General features: G+C 66.8%; 13 protein-coding genes. 11 read left to right on the top strand and 2 right to left on the bottom strand.

Annotated features, from left to right (window positions below; genetic code table 11):
• Positions 1-106 precede the first annotated feature (106 nt).
• The 3 genes from glmU (at position 107) to glmS (ending at position 4166) form a co-directional block, all read left to right on the top strand.
• Complete coding sequence (gene glmU / locus AC0ZJQ_RS19090; RefSeq protein WP_314018486.1) at positions 107-1471, top strand: bifunctional UDP-N-acetylglucosamine diphosphorylase/glucosamine-1-phosphate N-acetyltransferase GlmU; 1365 nt, start codon at positions 107-109, stop codon at positions 1469-1471.
• Positions 1472-1541: 70 nt separating this feature from the next.
• Positions 1542-2327, top strand: coding sequence for a DeoR/GlpR family DNA-binding transcription regulator (locus AC0ZJQ_RS19085; RefSeq protein WP_175415110.1), 786 nt, complete (start codon positions 1542-1544; stop codon positions 2325-2327).
• 3 nt (positions 2328-2330) lie between these two features.
• On the top strand, positions 2331-4166 hold the full coding sequence (gene glmS / locus AC0ZJQ_RS19080; protein WP_008569118.1) for a glutamine--fructose-6-phosphate transaminase (isomerizing): 1836 nt from the start codon (positions 2331-2333) through the stop codon (positions 4164-4166).
• 18 nt (positions 4167-4184) lie between these two features.
• Here glmS and AC0ZJQ_RS19075 read toward each other — a convergent pair whose 3' ends face one another.
• A complete protein-coding gene (locus AC0ZJQ_RS19075) occupies positions 4185-4991 on the bottom strand; it encodes a class I SAM-dependent methyltransferase (RefSeq protein ID WP_458989045.1) in 807 nt (268 codons plus the stop codon).
• A gap of 95 nt (positions 4992-5086) precedes the next feature.
• Positions 5087-6004 (bottom strand): LysR family transcriptional regulator, encoded by a 918-nt coding sequence (locus tag AC0ZJQ_RS19070; RefSeq protein ID WP_167133750.1) that lies wholly within the window; start codon positions 6002-6004, stop codon positions 5087-5089.
• 183 nt (positions 6005-6187) lie between these two features.
• Between AC0ZJQ_RS19070 and AC0ZJQ_RS19065 the strand changes: the two genes are divergently transcribed.
• From AC0ZJQ_RS19065 to AC0ZJQ_RS19030, 8 genes are all read left to right on the top strand, one after another.
• Positions 6188-7849 (top strand): DUF1302 domain-containing protein, encoded by a 1662-nt coding sequence (locus AC0ZJQ_RS19065; RefSeq protein WP_476477138.1) that lies wholly within the window; start codon positions 6188-6190, stop codon positions 7847-7849.
• A 52-nt stretch (positions 7850-7901) separates the two neighbouring features.
• Positions 7902-9257: a DUF1329 domain-containing protein gene (locus AC0ZJQ_RS19060; protein WP_476477137.1), complete on the top strand. Its 1356-nt coding sequence runs from the start codon at positions 7902-7904 to the stop codon at positions 9255-9257.
• A 120-nt stretch (positions 9258-9377) separates the two neighbouring features.
• Positions 9378-10526: a WD40/YVTN/BNR-like repeat-containing protein gene (locus tag AC0ZJQ_RS19055; RefSeq protein WP_008569124.1), complete on the top strand. Its 1149-nt coding sequence runs from the start codon at positions 9378-9380 to the stop codon at positions 10524-10526.
• A complete protein-coding gene (locus AC0ZJQ_RS19050) occupies positions 10526-12958 on the top strand; it encodes an efflux RND transporter permease subunit (RefSeq protein ID WP_476477136.1) in 2433 nt (810 codons plus the stop codon). Before AC0ZJQ_RS19055 ends, AC0ZJQ_RS19050 begins: the two co-directional genes overlap by 1 nt.
• A gap of 23 nt (positions 12959-12981) precedes the next feature.
• A complete protein-coding gene (locus AC0ZJQ_RS19045) occupies positions 12982-14439 on the top strand; it encodes a methyl-accepting chemotaxis protein (RefSeq protein ID WP_476477135.1) in 1458 nt (485 codons plus the stop codon).
• A gap of 124 nt (positions 14440-14563) precedes the next feature.
• Complete coding sequence (locus tag AC0ZJQ_RS19040) at positions 14564-16228, top strand: sigma 54-interacting transcriptional regulator (RefSeq protein WP_476477134.1); 1665 nt, start codon at positions 14564-14566, stop codon at positions 16226-16228.
• Between the two features lie 417 nt (positions 16229-16645).
• On the top strand, positions 16646-17575 hold the full coding sequence (locus AC0ZJQ_RS19035) for a catechol 2,3-dioxygenase (protein ID WP_476477133.1): 930 nt from the start codon (positions 16646-16648) through the stop codon (positions 17573-17575).
• 10 nt (positions 17576-17585) lie between these two features.
• Positions 17586-17879, top strand: coding sequence for a phenol hydroxylase subunit (locus AC0ZJQ_RS19030; RefSeq protein WP_155551017.1), 294 nt, complete (start codon positions 17586-17588; stop codon positions 17877-17879).
• Positions 17880-17896 lie beyond the last annotated feature (17 nt).

The following is a 17896-nucleotide window of genomic DNA, read 5'->3' as shown; positions in this document are numbered from 1 at the left end:
AAAAGGGTAGCCTTGGCTACCCTTTTTCTTTTTCCGTCATTCTGTCCGTACCGGCGACCGACCTGCCCGGTCAGCGGACGGCGCCAAACCGTTCAGGATCACCGTCATGTCTCTTGATATTGTCATCCTCGCCGCTGGTCAGGGCACCCGCATGCGTTCCGCCCTGCCGAAGGTCCTGCATCCGGTGGCCGGGCAGTCCATGCTCGGCCACGTCATCGACACCGCCCGCGCGCTGCAACCCAAGAGCATCCAGGTGGTGATCGGTCACGGTGCCGAACAGGTACGTCAGCGCCTGACGGGTGACGATCTGAGCTATGTCGTACAGGCCGAGCAGCTCGGTACCGGCCACGCGGTGGCGCAGGCGCTGCCGAACCTGACGGCCGAGCGGGTGCTGATCCTCTATGGCGACGTACCGCTGATCGAAACCGATACCCTGCAGCGCCTGCTGCACAAGGTCGGCCCCGACCAGCTCGCGCTGCTCACCGTCGAGCTTGCCGATCCGACCGGTTACGGCCGCATCGTGCGCGACGTGCAGGGCGAGGTGCAGGCCATCGTCGAGCATAAGGATGCCAGCGCCGCGCAGCGGGCGATCCGCGAAGGCAATACCGGCATCCTCGCCGTACCGGGCGCGCGGATCGGTGAATGGCTGGGCCGCCTGTCCAACAGCAATGCACAGGGCGAGTACTACCTGACCGACGTGATCGCGATGGCGGTCGCGGACGGTCTGCGCGTGGCCACCGAGCAACCGCTGGACGCAATGGAGGTGCAGGGCGCCAACGACCGCATTCAGCTGGCGGAGCTGGAGCGCCACTACCAGCAGCGCGCGGCGCGGCGGCTGATGGCGCAAGGTGTCACCCTGCGCGATCCGGCGCGTTTTGACCTGCGGGGCGAGGTTGCGGTCGGTCGCGACGTGCTGATCGACGTCAACGTGCTCCTCGAAGGCCGCGTGGTGATCGAGGACGACGTGCAGATCGGCCCCAATTGCGTGATCAAGGACAGCGTCCTACGTAAGGGCGCGATCATCAAGGCCAATTCGCACCTGGAAGGCGCCGAGGTGGGCGAGGGCGCCGACTGCGGGCCGTTCGCGCGGCTGCGTCCCGGCGCGGTGCTCGGCCGCAAGGCGCACGTCGGCAATTTCGTCGAACTGAAGAACGCGGTGCTCGGCGAGGGCGCCAAGGCTGGCCATCTGAGCTACCTGGGCGACGCCGAGATCGGTGCGCGGACCAACATCGGCGCCGGCACCATCACCTGCAACTACGACGGCGCCAACAAGTTCCGTACGGTGATGGGCGAGGACGTGTTCATCGGCTCCAACAGCTCGTTGGTCGCGCCGCTCACGCTCGGTGATGGTGCCACCACCGGCGCCGGTTCGGTGATCACCGAGGACGTGCCTGCACATACCCTCGGCCTCGGCCGCGGTCGCCAGCGCAACATCGACGGCTGGCAGAGGCCGGTGAAGAAGAAGTCCTGAACACTCTGCTTGCAGCCTTCAAACGCTTTATGTTTTGATTCGCGTCTGTAACTTTCGGATCGAAACATAGCTGATGTCGAAGCGCAACACACCGCAACGCCGCCACGCCATCCTTGCACTGCTCGCCGAGCAGGGCGAGGTGAGCGTCGATCAGCTGTCGCAGCGCTTCGAAACCTCCGAAGTCACCATTCGCAAGGACCTCGCCGCGCTCGAGAAGAATGGTCTGCTGCTGCGCCGTTACGGCGGCGCGGTGTCGCTGCCGCAGGAGCTGATCGGCGACGGCGTGCAGCCGGTTTCGCCGGCCAAGCAGGCCATCGCCCGCGCCGCGGTTGGCTGCATCCGCGAGCATGCGCGGATCATCATCGACAGCGGTACCACCACCGCCGCGATGATTCCCCAACTCGGCCACACGCACGGCCTGGTGGTGATGACCAACTCGCTGAACGTGGCCAACGCGCTGCGCGAGCTGGAGCACGAGCCGGTGCTGCTGATGACCGGCGGCACCTGGGACCCGCATTCCGAGTCCTTCCAGGGCCAGGTGGCCGAACAGGTGCTGCGCTCCTATGATTTCGACCAGCTGTTCATCGGTGCCGACGGCATCGATCTGGAGCGTGGCACCACCACCTTCAACGAACTGCTGGGGCTGTCGCGGGTGATGGCCGAGGTTGCCCGCGAAGTCATCGTGCTGGCCGAGTCCGACAAGATCGGCCGGCGCATCCCCAATCTGGAACTGCCCTGGGGCAGGATCCACACCCTGATCACCGACGAGCGCCTCACAGACGCGGCGCGCGCATCCATTCAGGCCCGTGGCGTCAGACTGATCTGCGCGGCCATCGAACCCAATCTGGAGACCTGACCCATGTGTGGCATCGTTGGCGCCGTCGCCGAACGCAACATCACTGCGATCCTGCTCGAAGGCCTCAAGCGCCTGGAATACCGCGGCTACGACAGTGCCGGCGTCGCCGTGCTGGATGGCGCCGGAACACTGCAGCGCCTGCGCCGCACCGGCAAGGTCGCCGAGCTGGAACAGGCGCAGACCGAGGCCCAGCTGGCCGGTCGTCTGGGCATCGCGCACACCCGCTGGGCCACCCACGGCGCGCCGTGCGAGCGCAACGCCCACCCGCATTTCTCCGGCGATGATCTGGCCGTGGTGCACAACGGCATCATCGAGAACCACGAAGCCCTGCGCGCGCAGCTCAAGGCGTTGGGCTACAGCTTCACCTCCGATACCGATACCGAAGTCATCGTCCATCTGCTGCACCACAAGCTCGACGAGTTCGGCGACCTCACCGTGGCGCTCAAGGCGGCGGTCAAGGAGCTGCACGGCGCGTACGGCCTGGCAGTGATCTCGGCGCGCCAGCCGGATCGTCTGCTCGCCGCGCGCAGCGGCAGCCCGCTGGTGATCGGCCTCGGCCTGGGCGAGAACTTCCTCGCCTCCGACCAGCTGGCGCTGCGTCAGGTCACTGACCGCTTCATGTACCTGGAAGAAGGCGACATCGCCGAGATTCGCCGCGACAGCGTGCAGATCTGGGACGCCGCCGGCCAGCCGGTGCAGCGCGAAGCGGTGCAATACCACGAAGGCGCCGAGGCGGCGGACAAGGGCGAGTACCGCCACTTCATGCTCAAGGAAATCCACGAGCAGCCCAAAGTCGTGCAGCGCACCCTCGAAGGTCGCCTGGGCGAAAACCAGGTGCTGGTGCAGGCGTTCGGTCCGCAGGCCGCCGAGCTGTTCGCCAAGGTGCGCAACGTGCAGATCGTCGCCTGCGGTACCAGCTACCACGCCGGCATGGTTGCGCGTTACTGGCTCGAAGAGCTGGCCGGGATTCCCTGCCAGGTCGAGGTCGCCAGCGAGTTCCGCTACCGCAAGGTGGTGGTGCAACCCGACAGCCTGTTCGTCACCATCTCCCAGTCCGGCGAGACCGCCGATACCCTGGCCGCGCTGCGTAATGCCAAGGACGCCGGCTATCTGGCCAGCCTGGCGATCTGCAACGTCGGCATCAGCTCGCTGGTGCGCGAATCCGACCTCTGCCTGCTGACCCAGGCCGGGCCGGAAATTGGCGTCGCCTCGACCAAGGCCTTCACCACCCAGCTGACCGGGCTGATGCTGCTGACCCTGGCCCTCGGCCAGGTGCGCGGCAGCCTGACGGCGGCCAGGGAAGCCGAGCTGGTGGCCGAATTGCGCCGCCTGCCGACGCGCCTGGGCGAAGCGCTGGCGATGGACACCACGGTGGAGAAGGTCGCCGAACACTTCGCCGAGAAGCACCACACGCTGTTCCTCGGCCGTGGCGCGCAGTATCCGGTGGCGATGGAAGGGGCACTCAAGCTCAAGGAAATCTCCTACATCCACGCCGAAGCCTACCCGGCCGGCGAGCTCAAGCACGGCCCGCTGGCGCTGGTGGATGCCGACATGCCGGTGGTCACCGTGGCGCCGAACAACGAGCTGCTGGAGAAGCTCAAGTCCAACCTGCAGGAAGTGCGCGCACGCGGCGGCGAGCTGATCGTCTTCGCCGATGGCGCCGCCGGGCTGGAGAATGGCGAGGGCACCTTCGTGGTGAACATGCCGCACATCCACGATGCGCTGGCACCGATCCTCTACACCGTGCCGCTGCAGCTGTTGTCCTACTACGTCGCCGTGCTGCGCGGCACCGACGTCGACCAGCCGCGCAACCTGGCCAAGTCCGTCACCGTGGAATAACCGCGCTGGCCACCGCCGTTAGGTGGTGGTGGCCGACGGTACCGTCCAGCCGATGAAGGCCCAGCGCATCGGCGCGCCGCCCTGGCAGGCGCGCTCCGGGTCGGCGTGGTACCAGCCGGCCAGGCTTTCGCGCTGCACGTCGTCGAGCGGACCAAGCGACCAGGCGACGCGCTCGGCGAATTCCTCGAAAGTGGCGCAGCCGGCCAGGCGACTGGGCAGCTCGATATAGTCCAGGCGTGGATGAATGCCGCGTTGGTGCAGCAGGTTGAGCGTGTAGATGTAGTCCGGCACGCTGGCCTGCTCGCGTCCGAGCAGGCGGGCGATGGCCGGATCGATGAAATGTCCGCCGGCCAGCTGGGTCATGTAGGCCCGCAGCCGGGTATGCCGGTGAATCTTCTCCAGCGCGGCATCCAGGTCGTCGACCAGACCCGAGCGCGAGGCGATCAGGATGTCGCACACCGGCACCGCGCTCCAGTCATCCTCCCAGGCGCATTGCAGCGGCTGCACGTTGTCCACGCCCGATTCGTCGAGGCGCGCCTGCAGGCAGGCTAGCATGCCGGGGCTGTAGTCCAGCGCGTAGATCCGTTCGAACTGCGTGGCCAGCGGCAGGCACAGGGTGCCGGGACCGCAGCCGATATCCAGCAGGCTGCGCGCGCCGCTGAGGTCCATGAGCCTTATGAAGGCGTCGGTATAGGCGCCGCCCAGCGGTTTGCCTGCCAGTTCGGCGGCGCGCTTGTCCCAGGCGCTGGGCGGCTTTGAGGGACGGGCGCTGCGGCGCAGGTGCTGGCGATAGCGTTCGGCGAAGTCGATGTCATCGAGGCTCATGCGGGTTCCCGGTCTTGCAGTTCGCGCAAGAGTACTCGCGACGTGTGCTGCGGCGCGATGCGGCGCTGCGCAGCAGACGCCTGTCCGGCAAACCGTTAACCCCTCGCCGGGCGCTCTGCGCTGCGGCGCTGACGATACGAGCGCACCACCTCGAGGAATGCGGCGAGGATTGGCGAGCGGTCGTCGGGGCGGTAGATGCACGACAGATCGATCCGCGTGTTGCCCGGAATGCCGTCCAGCGGCCGGTAGGTCAGGCCCGGCAGCGACAGCGCCGCGGTGGACTGCGACACCAGGCAGGCGCCGAAGCCCTTGGAGACCAGCGAAACGGCGGTCACCGCGTCGCCGACTTCCTGAGCGATGGTCGGCACGAAGCCGGCCTGCTGGCAGAGGCCGAGCACCTTGTCGAGAAAACTCGGCCGCCCGCCGGTGGGGAACAGCACCAGCGGCTGGTCGGCCAGCGCGCGGAAATCCACCCGCTGCTGGCGCGCCAGCGGATCGTCCTCGTGCAGCGCCAGCAGCAGCGGCTCGGTATCCACCAGCTCGGCGGCGAAATCCGGCGAGGGCGTGAGGATCCGGTTGAAGCCGACGCTGATCCGTCGCTGGCGCAGCGCTTCGAGTTGCTCGTCCTTGTGCATGCTGTGCAGCACCACCTTGACGTCCGGATAGGCACTGCGGAAATCCGCCAGCAGCCGCGGGATGGTGTCGAGGATCGCCGAGCCGAAGATCGCGACGTCCAGCCGGCCGAACTTGCCCTGGCCGGCGCGTTGCGTGCGTTCGGTGGCCTGCTCGATCACCGCGTTGATGTTCTTCGCCTCGTCCAGCAGCAGCTCGCCGGCCGGCGTCAGCTCCATGCCGCGCGGCGTGCGGTTGAACAGCTGCACGCCGAGCTGCTCTTCGAGCTGCTGGATCTGCCGCGTCAACGGTGGCTGCGAGATGTGCAGGCGGGCGGCGGCGCGACCGATGTTGCGTTCCTCGGCGACGGCGATGAAGTAGCGCAGGTGGCGAAGTTCCATGAAGCGTTCTCAGTCGGTGGATGGCGTCGGCGTTGGCGACTTTTTCCATACCCTGAAGGTATCGGTCAGCGGTTTTTTTAGTATTGGACGGTAATTCCGACGGCGCTTAGCTTTGGCCTCGCGAACACCGCCGGTCAAGGGTGGGTTGCGCTACTTCTAACAACAATAATTCAGGAGTACGACATGGTGCCTAGTACCTGTCTGCCGACGGCTCGTTTGAAGACTCTGTTCATTGCTGTGACCGGTGCTCTCGCCGGCGCCGCGGCGACAGTGCCCGTACAGGCCATGCCGATCGACGTCGGCAACCCCGATCTGCGCATGTCGTGGGACAACACCATCAAGTACAGCGCCGCCTGGCGCGTGCGCGGTGCCGATTCCGAAGTCGCCGACAGCTCCGTCGGCGTGCAGGCCAACACCAACGACGGCGACCTCAACTTCGACAAGGGGCTGATCTCCAACCGCCTCGACCTGCTCTCCGAATTCGATCTGCGCTACAAGCGCAACTACGGCCTGCGCCTGAGCGGCGCGGCGTGGTACGACGACGTCTACAACAAAGACAACGACAACCCCGGTGCCCTGGGCGGCGCGCTGGTCAACTCGCGCAGCGCCGACTTCGACGAGTTCACCAACGACACCGAGAAGCTCCACGGGCGCAAGGCCGAGCTGCTCGACGCCTTCGTCTACGGCAGCTTCGCCCCGGCCGGCATGAGCCTCAACGCCAAGGCTGGCCGCTTCACCCAGCTGTACGGCGAGAGCCTGTTCTTCGGCTCCAACGGCATCGCCGCGGCGCAGACCTCGCTGGACCTGATCAAGGCGCTGTCGGTGCCCAACTCGCAGTTCAAGGAAATCCTGCGTCCCATCGGCCAGGTCTCCGGCCAGCTGCAGATCAACTCCAATGTCTCCATCGGCGCCTACTACCAGCTGGAATGGCGCAAGAGCCGTCTGCCGGGCGCCGGCAGCTACTTCAGCTTCGCCGACTTCGTCGACGAGGGCGGCGAGGCCATCTTCGCGCCGGTGCCCGGTGGTGTCGCCTACCGCGCCGACGACATCGAGGCGCGCGATTCCGGGCAGGGCGGCGTGCAGCTGAAGATCAGCTCCGGCGACTACGAGTTCGGCATCTACGCCGCGCAGTTCCACGACAAGATGCCGCAGTTCTACCTGTACCCGGACACCAGCCGCTACGAGATGGTGTACGCCGAGGACATCCGCACCATCGGCTTCAGCGTCAGTACGTTGGTCGGCGAGACCAACGTCGCCGCCGAGCTGTCGTTCCGTGACGACATGCCGCTGGTGGCCAGCGGCAACACCGTGATCGTGCCGGCCTTCGTCGGTGCCGATGGCGGTGACGATGCGGCGTTCCCCAAGGGGCGCACCATGCACCTGAACCTCTCGGCGATCAGCGTGCTGTCGGCGTCGCCGCTGTGGGACGGCGCCTCGTTCATCGGCGAGTTCGCCTTCAACCGCCGCCTGAGCGTCACCGACAACAAGGAGCAGCTCGACCCGCTGGCCACCCGCGATGCCGGCGCGCTGCAGTTCGTCTTCACCCCCGAGTACTTCCAAGTGGCCCCGGGCCTCGACCTGCAGCTGCCGATTGGCGTGAGCTACGGCCTGTTCGGCCGCTCCTCGGTCAACGGTGCGCTGTTCCCGGCCAATAACGGCGGCAACGTCAGCATCGGCCTCAAGGCCGAGTACCAGAAGACCTGGCAGGCCAGCGTCGGCTACACGCACTACTACGGCTCGGATGGCTCGATCATCCGCTACGACACCGCCGCGCCCGAGCTTTCCTACAACAACTTCCACGGCGACCGCGACTTCGTGTCGTTCTCCGTGCAACGCACCTTCTGAGCGAGCCGCCGCTGTCCAGGCGGTTGCGATCCCCGAGTCGAGGAGAACGACAATGCATAAGAAAACGGCTTTGTGGGCGGCACTGGCTGCCGTACTGATGGGCGCCCAGGGCGCGCAGGCCGCGGTGAGCGCCGATGAGGCCGCCGCGCTGGGCAAGACGCTCAACCCGCTGGGTGGCGAGATGGCCGGCAACGCCGACGGCAGCATCCCGGCCTGGACCGGCACACAGGGCGTCGACGGTAGCGGCGCCAAGGTCGGCGACATCCCGGCCAAACCCTTCGCCAACGAGAAACCGCTGGTGCAGATCACCGCGCAGAACATGGCGCAGTACGCCGACAACCTCTCCGAGGGCACCCAGGCGCTGCTGAAGAAGTACCCCGACAGCTTCCGCGTGGACGTCTACCCGACCCACCGCACCGGCGTGGCGCCGCAGTACGTCTACGACAACACCGCGAAGAACGCCACTCAGTGCCAGACCAAGGACGACGGCAAGTCGCTGCAGGGCTGCTACGGCGGTATCCCGTTCCCGATTCCCAAGTCCGGCGTCGAGGTGGTGTGGAACCACCTGCTGCGCGTCGAGAACGAGGCCACCGACGTCGCCAGCTTCAAGAACATCGTGCTCACCGCCGATGGCTCGCGCACCCTGGCGACCATGAACGACCAGGCCAACCAGTACCCCTACTACTACAAGGACGGTTCGGCCGACAGCTGGAGCGGCGAGTACTTCCTGCAGCGCTTCGCCACCATCGCCCCGCCGTTCAAGGCCGGTGAATCGCTGGTGTTCCGCGACAGCATCGACGTCAAGCAGTCGCGTCAGGCCTGGCAGTACCTGGTCGGCCAGCGTCGCGTGCGCCGCGCCCCGACCGTCGCCTACGACACCCCGGACTTCGTCGCCTCCGGCGCCAACTACTTCGACGAGGTGATGGGCCTGATGGGCCATATCGACCGCTTCGACTGGAAGCTGGTGGGCAAGAAGGAACTGTACGTGCCGTATAACGCCAACGAGGTGGTTACCGCCTCGCTGGACGAGGCCTACGGCAAGCATCACCTCAACCCGGACAAGGTGCGCTGGGAACTGCACCGCGTCTGGGAAGTGGAAGCGACCGTCGCCAGCGGCAAGCGCCACGCGGTGGCCAAGCGCAAGTACTACTTCGACGAGGACTCCTGGATGGCCCTGCTGATGGACGGCTACGACAGCGAAGGCAAGCTGTGGCGTACCACCCAGATCACCCCGTTCGTGCTGCCGTCCACCCCGATGCTGGGCTTGAAGCCGGCGCACATCTTCAACCTGCAGGCCAACACCATGAGCACCACGCAGTCGCTCAACGAGGCCACCTTCAAGGTTGTCGAGCGCAAGCCGGAAATGCACTGGACGGGTGATGCGGTTGCCGCCGACGGCGTGCGCTGAACCGCGAAACCCAGGCTGTAGTCCTGGTTCCCCTGCCGCTGGCAGGGGGCCGGAGTTCCCTCTCATGACTATCCCGCCCGCAGGCGCCCCGCTTGGCGGCGCAGCGGAGGCGGGAGTCGGATGCGAGTACGTACCATGCACGCGCTGATTCCGCTCCACCGGCGCACGGCCCTGGCCGTTGCCCTGCTCTCCCTGACCTGCCTGGCAGGCCTCTCCCACGCAGCCGGCGGGCAGACCGTCCCCGACCTGCTCGACCTCCCGGCGCGGGAAAGCGCGCGCGCCCAGCACAGCCTGCAACTGGCGGTCAGCCGGGCCGGCGAACGCCTGGTGGCGGTGGGCGAACGCGGCATCGTGCTGCTCTCCGACGATGCCGGACGCAGCTGGCGCCAGGCGCGCAGCGTGCCGGTGAGCGTGGCGCTGACCGACGTGCATTTCGCCTCCGCCAGTCACGGCTGGGCGGTCGGCCACAGCGGCGTGGTGCTGCACAGCAGCGACGGCGGCGAAAGCTGGACGCGCCAGCTCGACGGCAAGCAGGCGGCGCTGATCATCCGCGACGACGCCAAGCGGCGTGCCGACGCCGGCGAGGAGGGTGCCGCGGCGGCGCTGCGCAGTGCGGAATTTCTGGTGACCGACGGCCCGGACAAACCCTTCCTCGGCGTGCGCTTCGCCGACGAACAGCGCGGCTACGCGGTCGGCGCCTACGGCATCGCGCTGTACACCGTCGACGGCGGGCAGCGCTGGCAGTCGCTGGTCGGGCAGATTCCCAACCCGCGCGGCAAGCACCTGTATCAGGTGCAGATCGCCGGTGACGCGCTGCTGATCGCCGGCGAGCAGGGCGCACTGTTCCGCTCGGTGGATGCCGGCGCGCACTTCGCCGCGGTGCAGACGCCCTACGCCGGCACCTTCTTCGGCGCGCTCGAACTGGGCGGCGATGCCCTGCTGGCCTACGGCCTGCGCGGCAACGCCTGGCGCAGCGACGACGGCGGCGCCAGCTGGCAACGCGTCGAGCTGGGCCAGGAGAACACCGTGAATGCCGCGCTGAGCCTGGGCGACGGCGCGCTGCTGCTGGCCGATGAAAGCGGCCGCCTGCTGCACAGCGTCGACGGCGGACAGAGCTTCACTACCTTGCCGGCCGCCGCGGCGACCAGCATCACCAGCCTGCTGCAGACCCACGATGGCGCGCTGGTGCTGGCCGGCACGCGCGGGCTGGTCCGCGTCGAGCCCGCCGCGCTGGCCGAACCCACTGCACTTGCAGAGAGAGTCCAATGATGAGCCACATGCCGTCCGTACCCACCGATCTGGTCATCGGTGACATCAAGGACTTCGACCGCCAGTCCGGCACCCTCGCCGAGCGCGTGCTGTTCAACAACCGTCTGGTCATCGTCTGCCTGTGCCTGTTCGCCACCCTGGTGCTTGGCTATCAGGCGCTCGGCCTGTCGCTCAACGCGGCGTTCGAGAAGATGATTCCCACCAGCCATCCATACATCGCCAACTTCCTGGAGAACCGCAAACAGCTAGCCGGCATGGGCAACACGCTGCGCATCGCAGTGGAGGCGAAAGACGGCAGCATCTTCGACGACGAGTACCTGGACACCGTGCGCAAGCTCAGCGACGAGGTGTTCCTGCTGCCCGGCGTCGACCGCCCGTACATGAAATCGCTGTGGGCGCCGGCGGTGCGCTGGACCGGCGTCACCGAGGACGGCCTCGACGGCGGCCCGGTGATCCCCGACGACTACGACGGCTCGCCGGCAAGCCTCGAACAGGTGCGCATCAACGTCGAGCGCTCCGGCGAGATCGGCCAGCTGGTGGCGGCCAACTACCAGTCCAGCATCATCCTGGTGCCGCTGCAGGAGCGCATCGCCGAGACCGGCGAGCGCATCGACTACCACGCGCTGTCGCAGCGCATCGAGGAACTGCGCAGCAAGTACCAGTCGGAGCAGATAGCCATCCACGTCACCGGCTTCGCCAAGGTGGTCGGCGACCTGATCGACGGGCTGCGCCAGGTGTTGGTGTTCTTCGCCGCCGCCATCGTCATCTGCACCGCGGTGCTCTACTGGTACACCCGCTGCCTGCGCAGCACCCTGCTGGTGGTGGCCTGCTCGCTGGTGGCGGTGGTCTGGCTGCTCGGCCTGCTGCCGACCCTCGGCTACGAGCTGGACCCGTATTCGGTGCTGGTGCCGTTTCTGGTGTTCGCCATCGGCATGAGCCACGGCGCGCAGAAGATGAACGGCATCATGCAGGACGTCGGCCGCGGCACCCACAAGCTGGTGGCGGCGCGCTACACCTTCCGCCGCCTGTTCCTCGCCGGCCTCACCGCGCTGCTGGCCGACGCGGTGGGTTTCGCCGTGCTGATGGTGATCGACATCCAGGTCATCCAGGATCTGGCCATTACCGCCAGCATCGGCGTCGCCGTGCTGATCTTCACCAATCTGGTGCTGCTGCCGATCCTGCTGTCCTACACCGGCGTCAGCCCGGTCGCCGCCCAGCGCAGCCTCAAGGCCGAGCTGACGGAGGCCAACGATCCGCAGCATCGCAAGCACCCGTTCTGGGCCTTCCTCGACCTGTTCACCCGCATGCCCTGGGCCGGTGCGGCGGTGGCGCTGGGTGTGGTGTTCGGTGCGGTCGGCCTGGCGTTCAGCTTCCAGCTGAAGATCGGCGACACCGATCCCGGCGCGCCGGAGCTACGTGCCGATTCGCGCTACAACCAGGACAACGCCTTCATGGTCGCCAACTACGCGGCGAGCAGCGACGTCTACATCGTCATGGTCAAGACCCCGCAATACGCCTGCGCCCACTACAGCACCCTGAGTGCAGTGGATGCGCTGGAGCGCGAGCTGCAGCAGCTGCCGGGCGTGGAGACCACCAGCTCGCTGGCCGGGCTGGCCAAGGTGGCCAACGCCGGGATGAACGAAGGCAGCATGAAATGGTTCGAGATGCCGCGCTCGCAGGACATGCTCAACGCCATCATCACCCGCGCCCCGCGTGAGATGTTCAACCAGAACTGCGACCTGCTGACGGTCTATGCCTACCTCAAGGACCACAAGGCCGACACCCTGACCAGCGTGGTCAACACCGTCGAAGCCTTTGCCGCCCGTTACGGCAGCGACGAGATCCGCTTCCTCAACGCCGCCGGCAACGCCGGCATCGAGGCGGCCACCAACATCGTGGTGAAGAAGGCCAACGTGCAGATGCTGTTCCTGGTCTACGCGGCGGTGATCGTGCTGGCCTTCATCACCTTCCGTTCGTGGCGCGCGGTGGTCTGTGCCGTGGTGCCGCTGATGATCACCTCGGTGCTCTGCGAGGCGCTGATGGTCTGGCTGAACATCGGCGTCAAGGTCGCCACCCTGCCGGTGATCGCCCTCGGCGTGGGTATTGGTGTGGACTATGCGCTGTACGTGATGACCGTGACCCTGGCGCAGCTGCGCGCCGGCCGCTCGTTGTCCGAGGCCTACTACAAGGCGCTGACCTTCACCGGCAAGGTGGTGGTGCTGACCGGCATCACCCTCGGCATCGCCGTGGCCACCTGGGTCTGGTCGCCGATCAAGTTCCAGGCCGACATGGGCATCCTGCTCGCCTTCATGTTCATCTGGAACATGCTCGGCGCGCTGATCCTGCTGCCGGCGCTGGCGCACTTCCTGTTCCGTCCAATGGCCGCACCGGTGCTGCGTAGCCAGCCCCAGCCAGCCGGCGTGACGGCCTGAACCGACCCGGCCAGGAGACCCGCATGAATCGATATCCCCAGGACTGGATCGCGATGCTGGCGCTGGCCGGCGTTGCCTGCCTCGGCGGGCTCGATGCCCTGCAGCTGCGCGGGTTGTGGCTGGCGCTGCTGGTGCCGTTCGGGCTGCTGCTGCTGACTGGTGTGGCGCGTCGCGAACGGGCACTCACCGCGCGCATCGACGGCATCCGCGCGCTGCTCGACGATCCGCAGGATGCCGGCGGGGACGCCCGGCGTTCGCTCGATCTGCTGCAGCAGGTACTGCAGGGTAAGGTCGAGGCGGTCAAGCACATGAGCAAACTGGCCTGCGACCTGACCGTCGCCACCGGTACGCTGGTGTCCGGCTTCACCGAGGCGGTGGCCACTGCCGACAAGCAGTCGGCACTGGCGCGCGATTCGCGAGGGCGTGTCGAGGACATGGCCGACCAGGCGCGTGCCACCCTGCAGCAGGCGCTGGGTCTGGCCGAAGCCAGTACCAGCGCGCGCGAGCAGGTGTCCGGCGGCGGCGCGCAGGTGCGCCAGGTGGCCGGCGCCATGCTCGACCTGTCGGCCAACGTCACCGCCGTCGGCGAGGAATTCGACGGCGTGCGCAAGCAGGTCGGGCGCATCGGCGAGATCGTCGCGATCATCCAGGGCATCGCCGGGCAGACCAACCTGCTGGCGCTCAATGCCGCCATCGAGGCGGCGCGCGCCGGCGAGCAGGGCCGCGGCTTCAGCGTGGTTGCCGACGAAGTGCGCAAGCTGGCCGAAAGCACCGGCAACGCCACGCTCAGCGTCGGCGAGATCATCTCGTTGATCGTCCAGGGTATCGACAGCCTCGACCAGCGCCTGGCCGGCGCGCGACGCGGCACGGACGAGGGGGTGGCGCGCTCCACCGCCGCGGCCGAGGTGCTCGGCGGCATTGCCGCCACCGCGCAGGACACCGTCAGTGCGGTGCAGGTCATCGCCGACAACGCCGACAGCCAGGCACGTAGCGCCGGCCAGCTGCTTGACGATTCCAGCGAGGTGGCGCAGCTCGCCGGCACGCTGGACAGCAAGGTCAACGACTGCAACAAGGGGCTGCGCGAGCTGATGCTCGGGCTGGTGGAACTCAAGAGCCTGGCCAACCGTATCGACGTCAACCGTGACGCCCACGCCAGCCTGCTCGAAGCCGTCGAGGAAACCCGCGCGCACACCATCATGGTGATCAACGCGCGCAATCGTGAGCAGATGCTGCCGCACGTGCAGCGCATCCAGCGGCTCGACGCCGAGGTCGACGGACTGCTCGCCCAGCTGCCGGCCAGCGTGCGTCGCGAAGCGCTGGCGCAACTGCGCCAGGCGCTGCTCGACTACCGTGCGCAGCGCGATCCGTTGCTGGCGGCGGCGCAGAACGGTGCGCTGGAACAGCAGCGCGAACGCAGCGTGCCGCTGGTGCGCGCCGCCTATGCCAGCGTCAAGCAGGCCTGTACGGCGCTGGGCGCCTAGACTAAAGCCCATGTGACAATCCAGGGCGGTGCGCTTACAAACGAAGGATTGGCGGTACCAGAAGCAGCATCAAACAGGAATAACAATAATCATGGGCCGATACCCGGGATGCCTTGAAAAGACCATGGCCGAGCAACCCCTGATCGAGCGCTTCAACCTAAGGTCGCGATTGCGCTTCGACATCCAGAGCGGACAGATCTGGCTCGACGAGAACCGCATGCTGCTGCTGCACGCCAAGGCGTTCGGCGCGCTGCGCCAGGAGCTGTTTGAGTCGCTCGGTCCCAAGCGCGCCCAGGGTCTGCTGTTTCGCATGGGGTTTGCCGCCGGGCAGAACGACGCCGACCTGGCGCACAAGCTCTACGGCCAGGGCGACGCCTACGACGTGTTCAAGATCGGCCCCGAGCTGCACGCGTTCGAGGGGCTGGTGCGCTCGACCATCACCGACGCCAGGATCGACTGGGAAGAAGGCACCTTCTTCGGCGATGTCAGCTGCGCCAACTCGTGGGAAGCCGAATCGCACCTGCAACTGTTCGGCGTCGGCGAACACATGGCCTGCTGGACCATGGCCGGCTATGCGTCGGGCTATGTGTCGCGCTTCTTCAAGCGGCTGATCGTGTTCCGCGAGACCCACTGCACCTGCTGCGGCGACGCCATCTGCACCATGGTCGGCAAGCCGGCCGAAGCCTGGGGCGACGATGTCGACCTGGACTACTGCCAGGTCGACACACCGACGGCCTTCGAGGACCTCCAGCAGAACCTCTGGCAGCTGCGCAGCCGGCAGGTCGAGCTGCGCGCGCCGGGCAATCTGGTCGGCAGTTCGCCGGCCTTCAGCCGCGCCTTCGAGCTGCTCAGCAAGGCCGCCAACAGCCCGATCACCGTGCTGCTGCTGGGCGAGACCGGGGTCGGCAAGGAAGTCTTCGCCCAGTGGCTGCACGAGAATAGCGCGCGCGCGGACAAACCCTTCGTCGCGGTCAACTGCGCGGCGATTCCCAACGATCTGATCGAGGCCGAACTGTTCGGCGTGCAGAAGGGCGCCTACACCGGCGCACAGGCTTCGCGCGCCGGGCGTTTCGAGCGCGCCGACGGCGGCACGCTGTTCCTCGACGAACTCGGCGAGCTGTCACCCTCGGCGCAGGTCAAGCTGCTGCGCGTGCTGCAGACCGGCGAAGTCGAGCGGCTGGGCGACGACAAGCCGCGCAAGGTCAACGTGCGGCTGGTGGCGGCGACCAACGTCGATTTGCAGCAGGCCATCGCTGAAGGACGTTTTCGCGCCGACCTGTATTACCGCCTGGCTACCTATCCGCTGGTGATCCCGCCGCTGCGCGAGCGCAAGGCGGACATCCCGGTGCTGGTTTCGGTGCTGCTGGAAAAATACTCGCCGACCTATCACAAGACCCTGCAGGGCGTCAGCGACCTGGCCATGCAGGCGCTGATGGACTACGACTGGCCGGGCAACGTGCGCGAGCTGGAGAACATCATCGAGCGCGCCGTGCTGTTGACCCCGGCGGGCGAGCAGGTCGAGGTCAAGTACCTGTTCCCGGGCATGGCGCCCGCGCCGGCGCCGGGCGCGGCGGTCGATCCCCAGGGGCATGTCGGCAACGCCCGCCAGGCCCGGCTCGACAGCCTCTACGACGACCTGCTGCAGGACGGTTTCGACCTGCAGGCGCACGAGGCGCAACTGCTGCAACTGGCGGTGCGCCGCGCCAACGGCAACCTCACCCACGCCGCGCGCCTGCTCGGCATCACCCGCCGGCAACTGGCCTACCGGGTCAAGCAGACGCTGGGCTGAGGCCCGCGTACCTGACCAAAACGAACACCTCCCGCGGTTCTCCCTCCCGATACGGCCAGCCAGTGGACATTTTCGTCCGCCGGCTGGCCTGCGACATTTCAGCGCAGGCTTTTTCCTCACGTAAACCGCCGCGCGGCGGCCGATTGCCGGTGATTTCCGGCGTTGCGCCGTGCGCCGTCGACCGCGCACGGCCCGCGGGCTTTACGTTTTTGTAAGGCGGCGAGGGCGGTTGGACATAAACGTAAGTCCGCCGCGGCTTCGCGATGCGCCCTATCTGACTAAAAAGTTATGTAAATCAATGCATTAACCAAGTTGGCACCGTCCCTGCAATTCCTCTGCTGCAACAACAGAAAGGTCTTCGGTGTGCCGCCAGGCAGACCGCAACCAAGCCTCATTAGCCAATAACGGAGACAAGAAATGGCAATGACAGGTGTGTTGAGGCCGGGCCATGCCCAGGTCCGTGTGCTCAATCTGGAAGAAGCAGTACGGTTCTACCGCGACGTCCTCGGTCTGGTGGAAACCGGCCGCGACGCGCAGGGTCGCGTCTACTTCAAATGCTGGGATGAACGCGACCACAACTCCTACGTGATCCGCGAGGCTGACAGCGCCGGTCTCGACTTCTTCGGCTTCAAGGTGCTCGACCGCGCCACCCTGGAAAAACTCGACGCCGATCTGCGCGCCTACGGCCTGCAAACCACCCGCATCCCCGCCGGCGAGATGCTGGAGACCGGCGAGCGCGTGCGCTTCGAACTGCCTTCCGGGCACCTGATGGAGCTGTATGCCGACAAGACCATCATCGGCAACGGCGCCGGCCTGGTGAACCCCGCACCCTGGACCCAGGCCCGCGAGCACGGCATCGGTCCGGTGCGCCTCGATCACGCGCTGATGTACGGCCCGAACGTCGCCGAAGTGAAGAAAATCTTCACCGAAGTGCTGGGCTTCTATCTGGTCGAACGCGTGCTCGCGCCGGATGGTGAGGGCGAAGCGGCAATCTGGCTGTCCTGCTCGCACAAGGTCCACGACATCGCCTTCGCCGAGTACCCCGAGCCGGGCAAGCTGCACCACTGCTCGTTCCTGATGGAGAGCTGGGAACAGGTGCTGCGCGCCGGCGACATCATGTCGATGAACGCCGTCGAGGTGGACATCGGCCCGACCCGCCACGGCGTCACCCGCGGCTGCACCATCTATGCCTGGGACCCTTCCGGCAACCGCTTCGAGACCTTCATGGGCGGCTATCAGCCGTACCCCGATTACGAGCCGATCACCTGGACGTTCGACAACTTCGGCCAGGGGCTGGACTACCCGCAACGCAAGCTGCACGAAACCTTCCTGACCGTCGTGACGTGAGGAGCCGGCCATGAGCACGCCCGAACACGCGCTGGACATGACGCCGGCCGAGCTGGATATGCGCAAGCGCTACGTGCGCATCACCGGCAGCCGGGCCGGGGAATTCGTCGAGTTCGACTTCGCCATCGGCGAGCCGGAACTGTTCGTCGAAATGATCCTGACCTACGAGGCCTTCATCGAGTTCTGCACCGCCAACGCGGTGGAAGTTCTGCCGCCGGAAGCCGGCGTGCTCGATGACGGCTCCGATGCCGCGCAGTGGAATTGGCGACTGGCCGATGCCACCAAGGTTCGTTTCAAGCACTAGAACAACGGCGCCCGCCA

This window comes from Stutzerimonas sp. 21-1 (assembly GCF_056336065.1).
This window is presented reverse-complemented; position numbering and strand designations above follow the sequence as displayed.

Excerpts from the sequence above, each read along its gene's own strand:
- AC0ZJQ_RS19045 (WP_476477135.1), top strand. The coding sequence starts at position 12,982 with ATGAATCGATATCCCCAGGACTGGATCGCGATGCTGGCGCTGGCCGGC.
- AC0ZJQ_RS19030 (WP_155551017.1), top strand. The coding sequence starts at position 17,586 with ATGAGCACGCCCGAACACGCGCTGGACATGACGCCGGCCGAGCTGGAT.
- AC0ZJQ_RS19055 (WP_008569124.1), top strand. The coding sequence starts at position 9,378 with ATGCGAGTACGTACCATGCACGCGCTGATTCCGCTCCACCGGCGCACG.
- glmS (WP_008569118.1), top strand. The coding sequence starts at position 2,331 with ATGTGTGGCATCGTTGGCGCCGTCGCCGAACGCAACATCACTGCGATC.
- AC0ZJQ_RS19040 (WP_476477134.1), top strand. The coding sequence starts at position 14,564 with ATGGCCGAGCAACCCCTGATCGAGCGCTTCAACCTAAGGTCGCGATTG.
- AC0ZJQ_RS19070 (WP_167133750.1), bottom strand. The coding sequence starts at position 6,004 with ATGGAACTTCGCCACCTGCGCTACTTCATCGCCGTCGCCGAGGAACGC.
- AC0ZJQ_RS19060 (WP_476477137.1), top strand. The coding sequence starts at position 7,902 with ATGCATAAGAAAACGGCTTTGTGGGCGGCACTGGCTGCCGTACTGATG.
- AC0ZJQ_RS19075 (WP_458989045.1), bottom strand. The coding sequence starts at position 4,991 with ATGAGCCTCGATGACATCGACTTCGCCGAACGCTATCGCCAGCACCTG.
- AC0ZJQ_RS19050 (WP_476477136.1), top strand. The coding sequence starts at position 10,526 with ATGAGCCACATGCCGTCCGTACCCACCGATCTGGTCATCGGTGACATC.
- glmU (WP_314018486.1), top strand. The coding sequence starts at position 107 with ATGTCTCTTGATATTGTCATCCTCGCCGCTGGTCAGGGCACCCGCATG.
- AC0ZJQ_RS19035 (WP_476477133.1), top strand. The coding sequence starts at position 16,646 with ATGGCAATGACAGGTGTGTTGAGGCCGGGCCATGCCCAGGTCCGTGTG.
- AC0ZJQ_RS19065 (WP_476477138.1), top strand. The coding sequence starts at position 6,188 with ATGGTGCCTAGTACCTGTCTGCCGACGGCTCGTTTGAAGACTCTGTTC.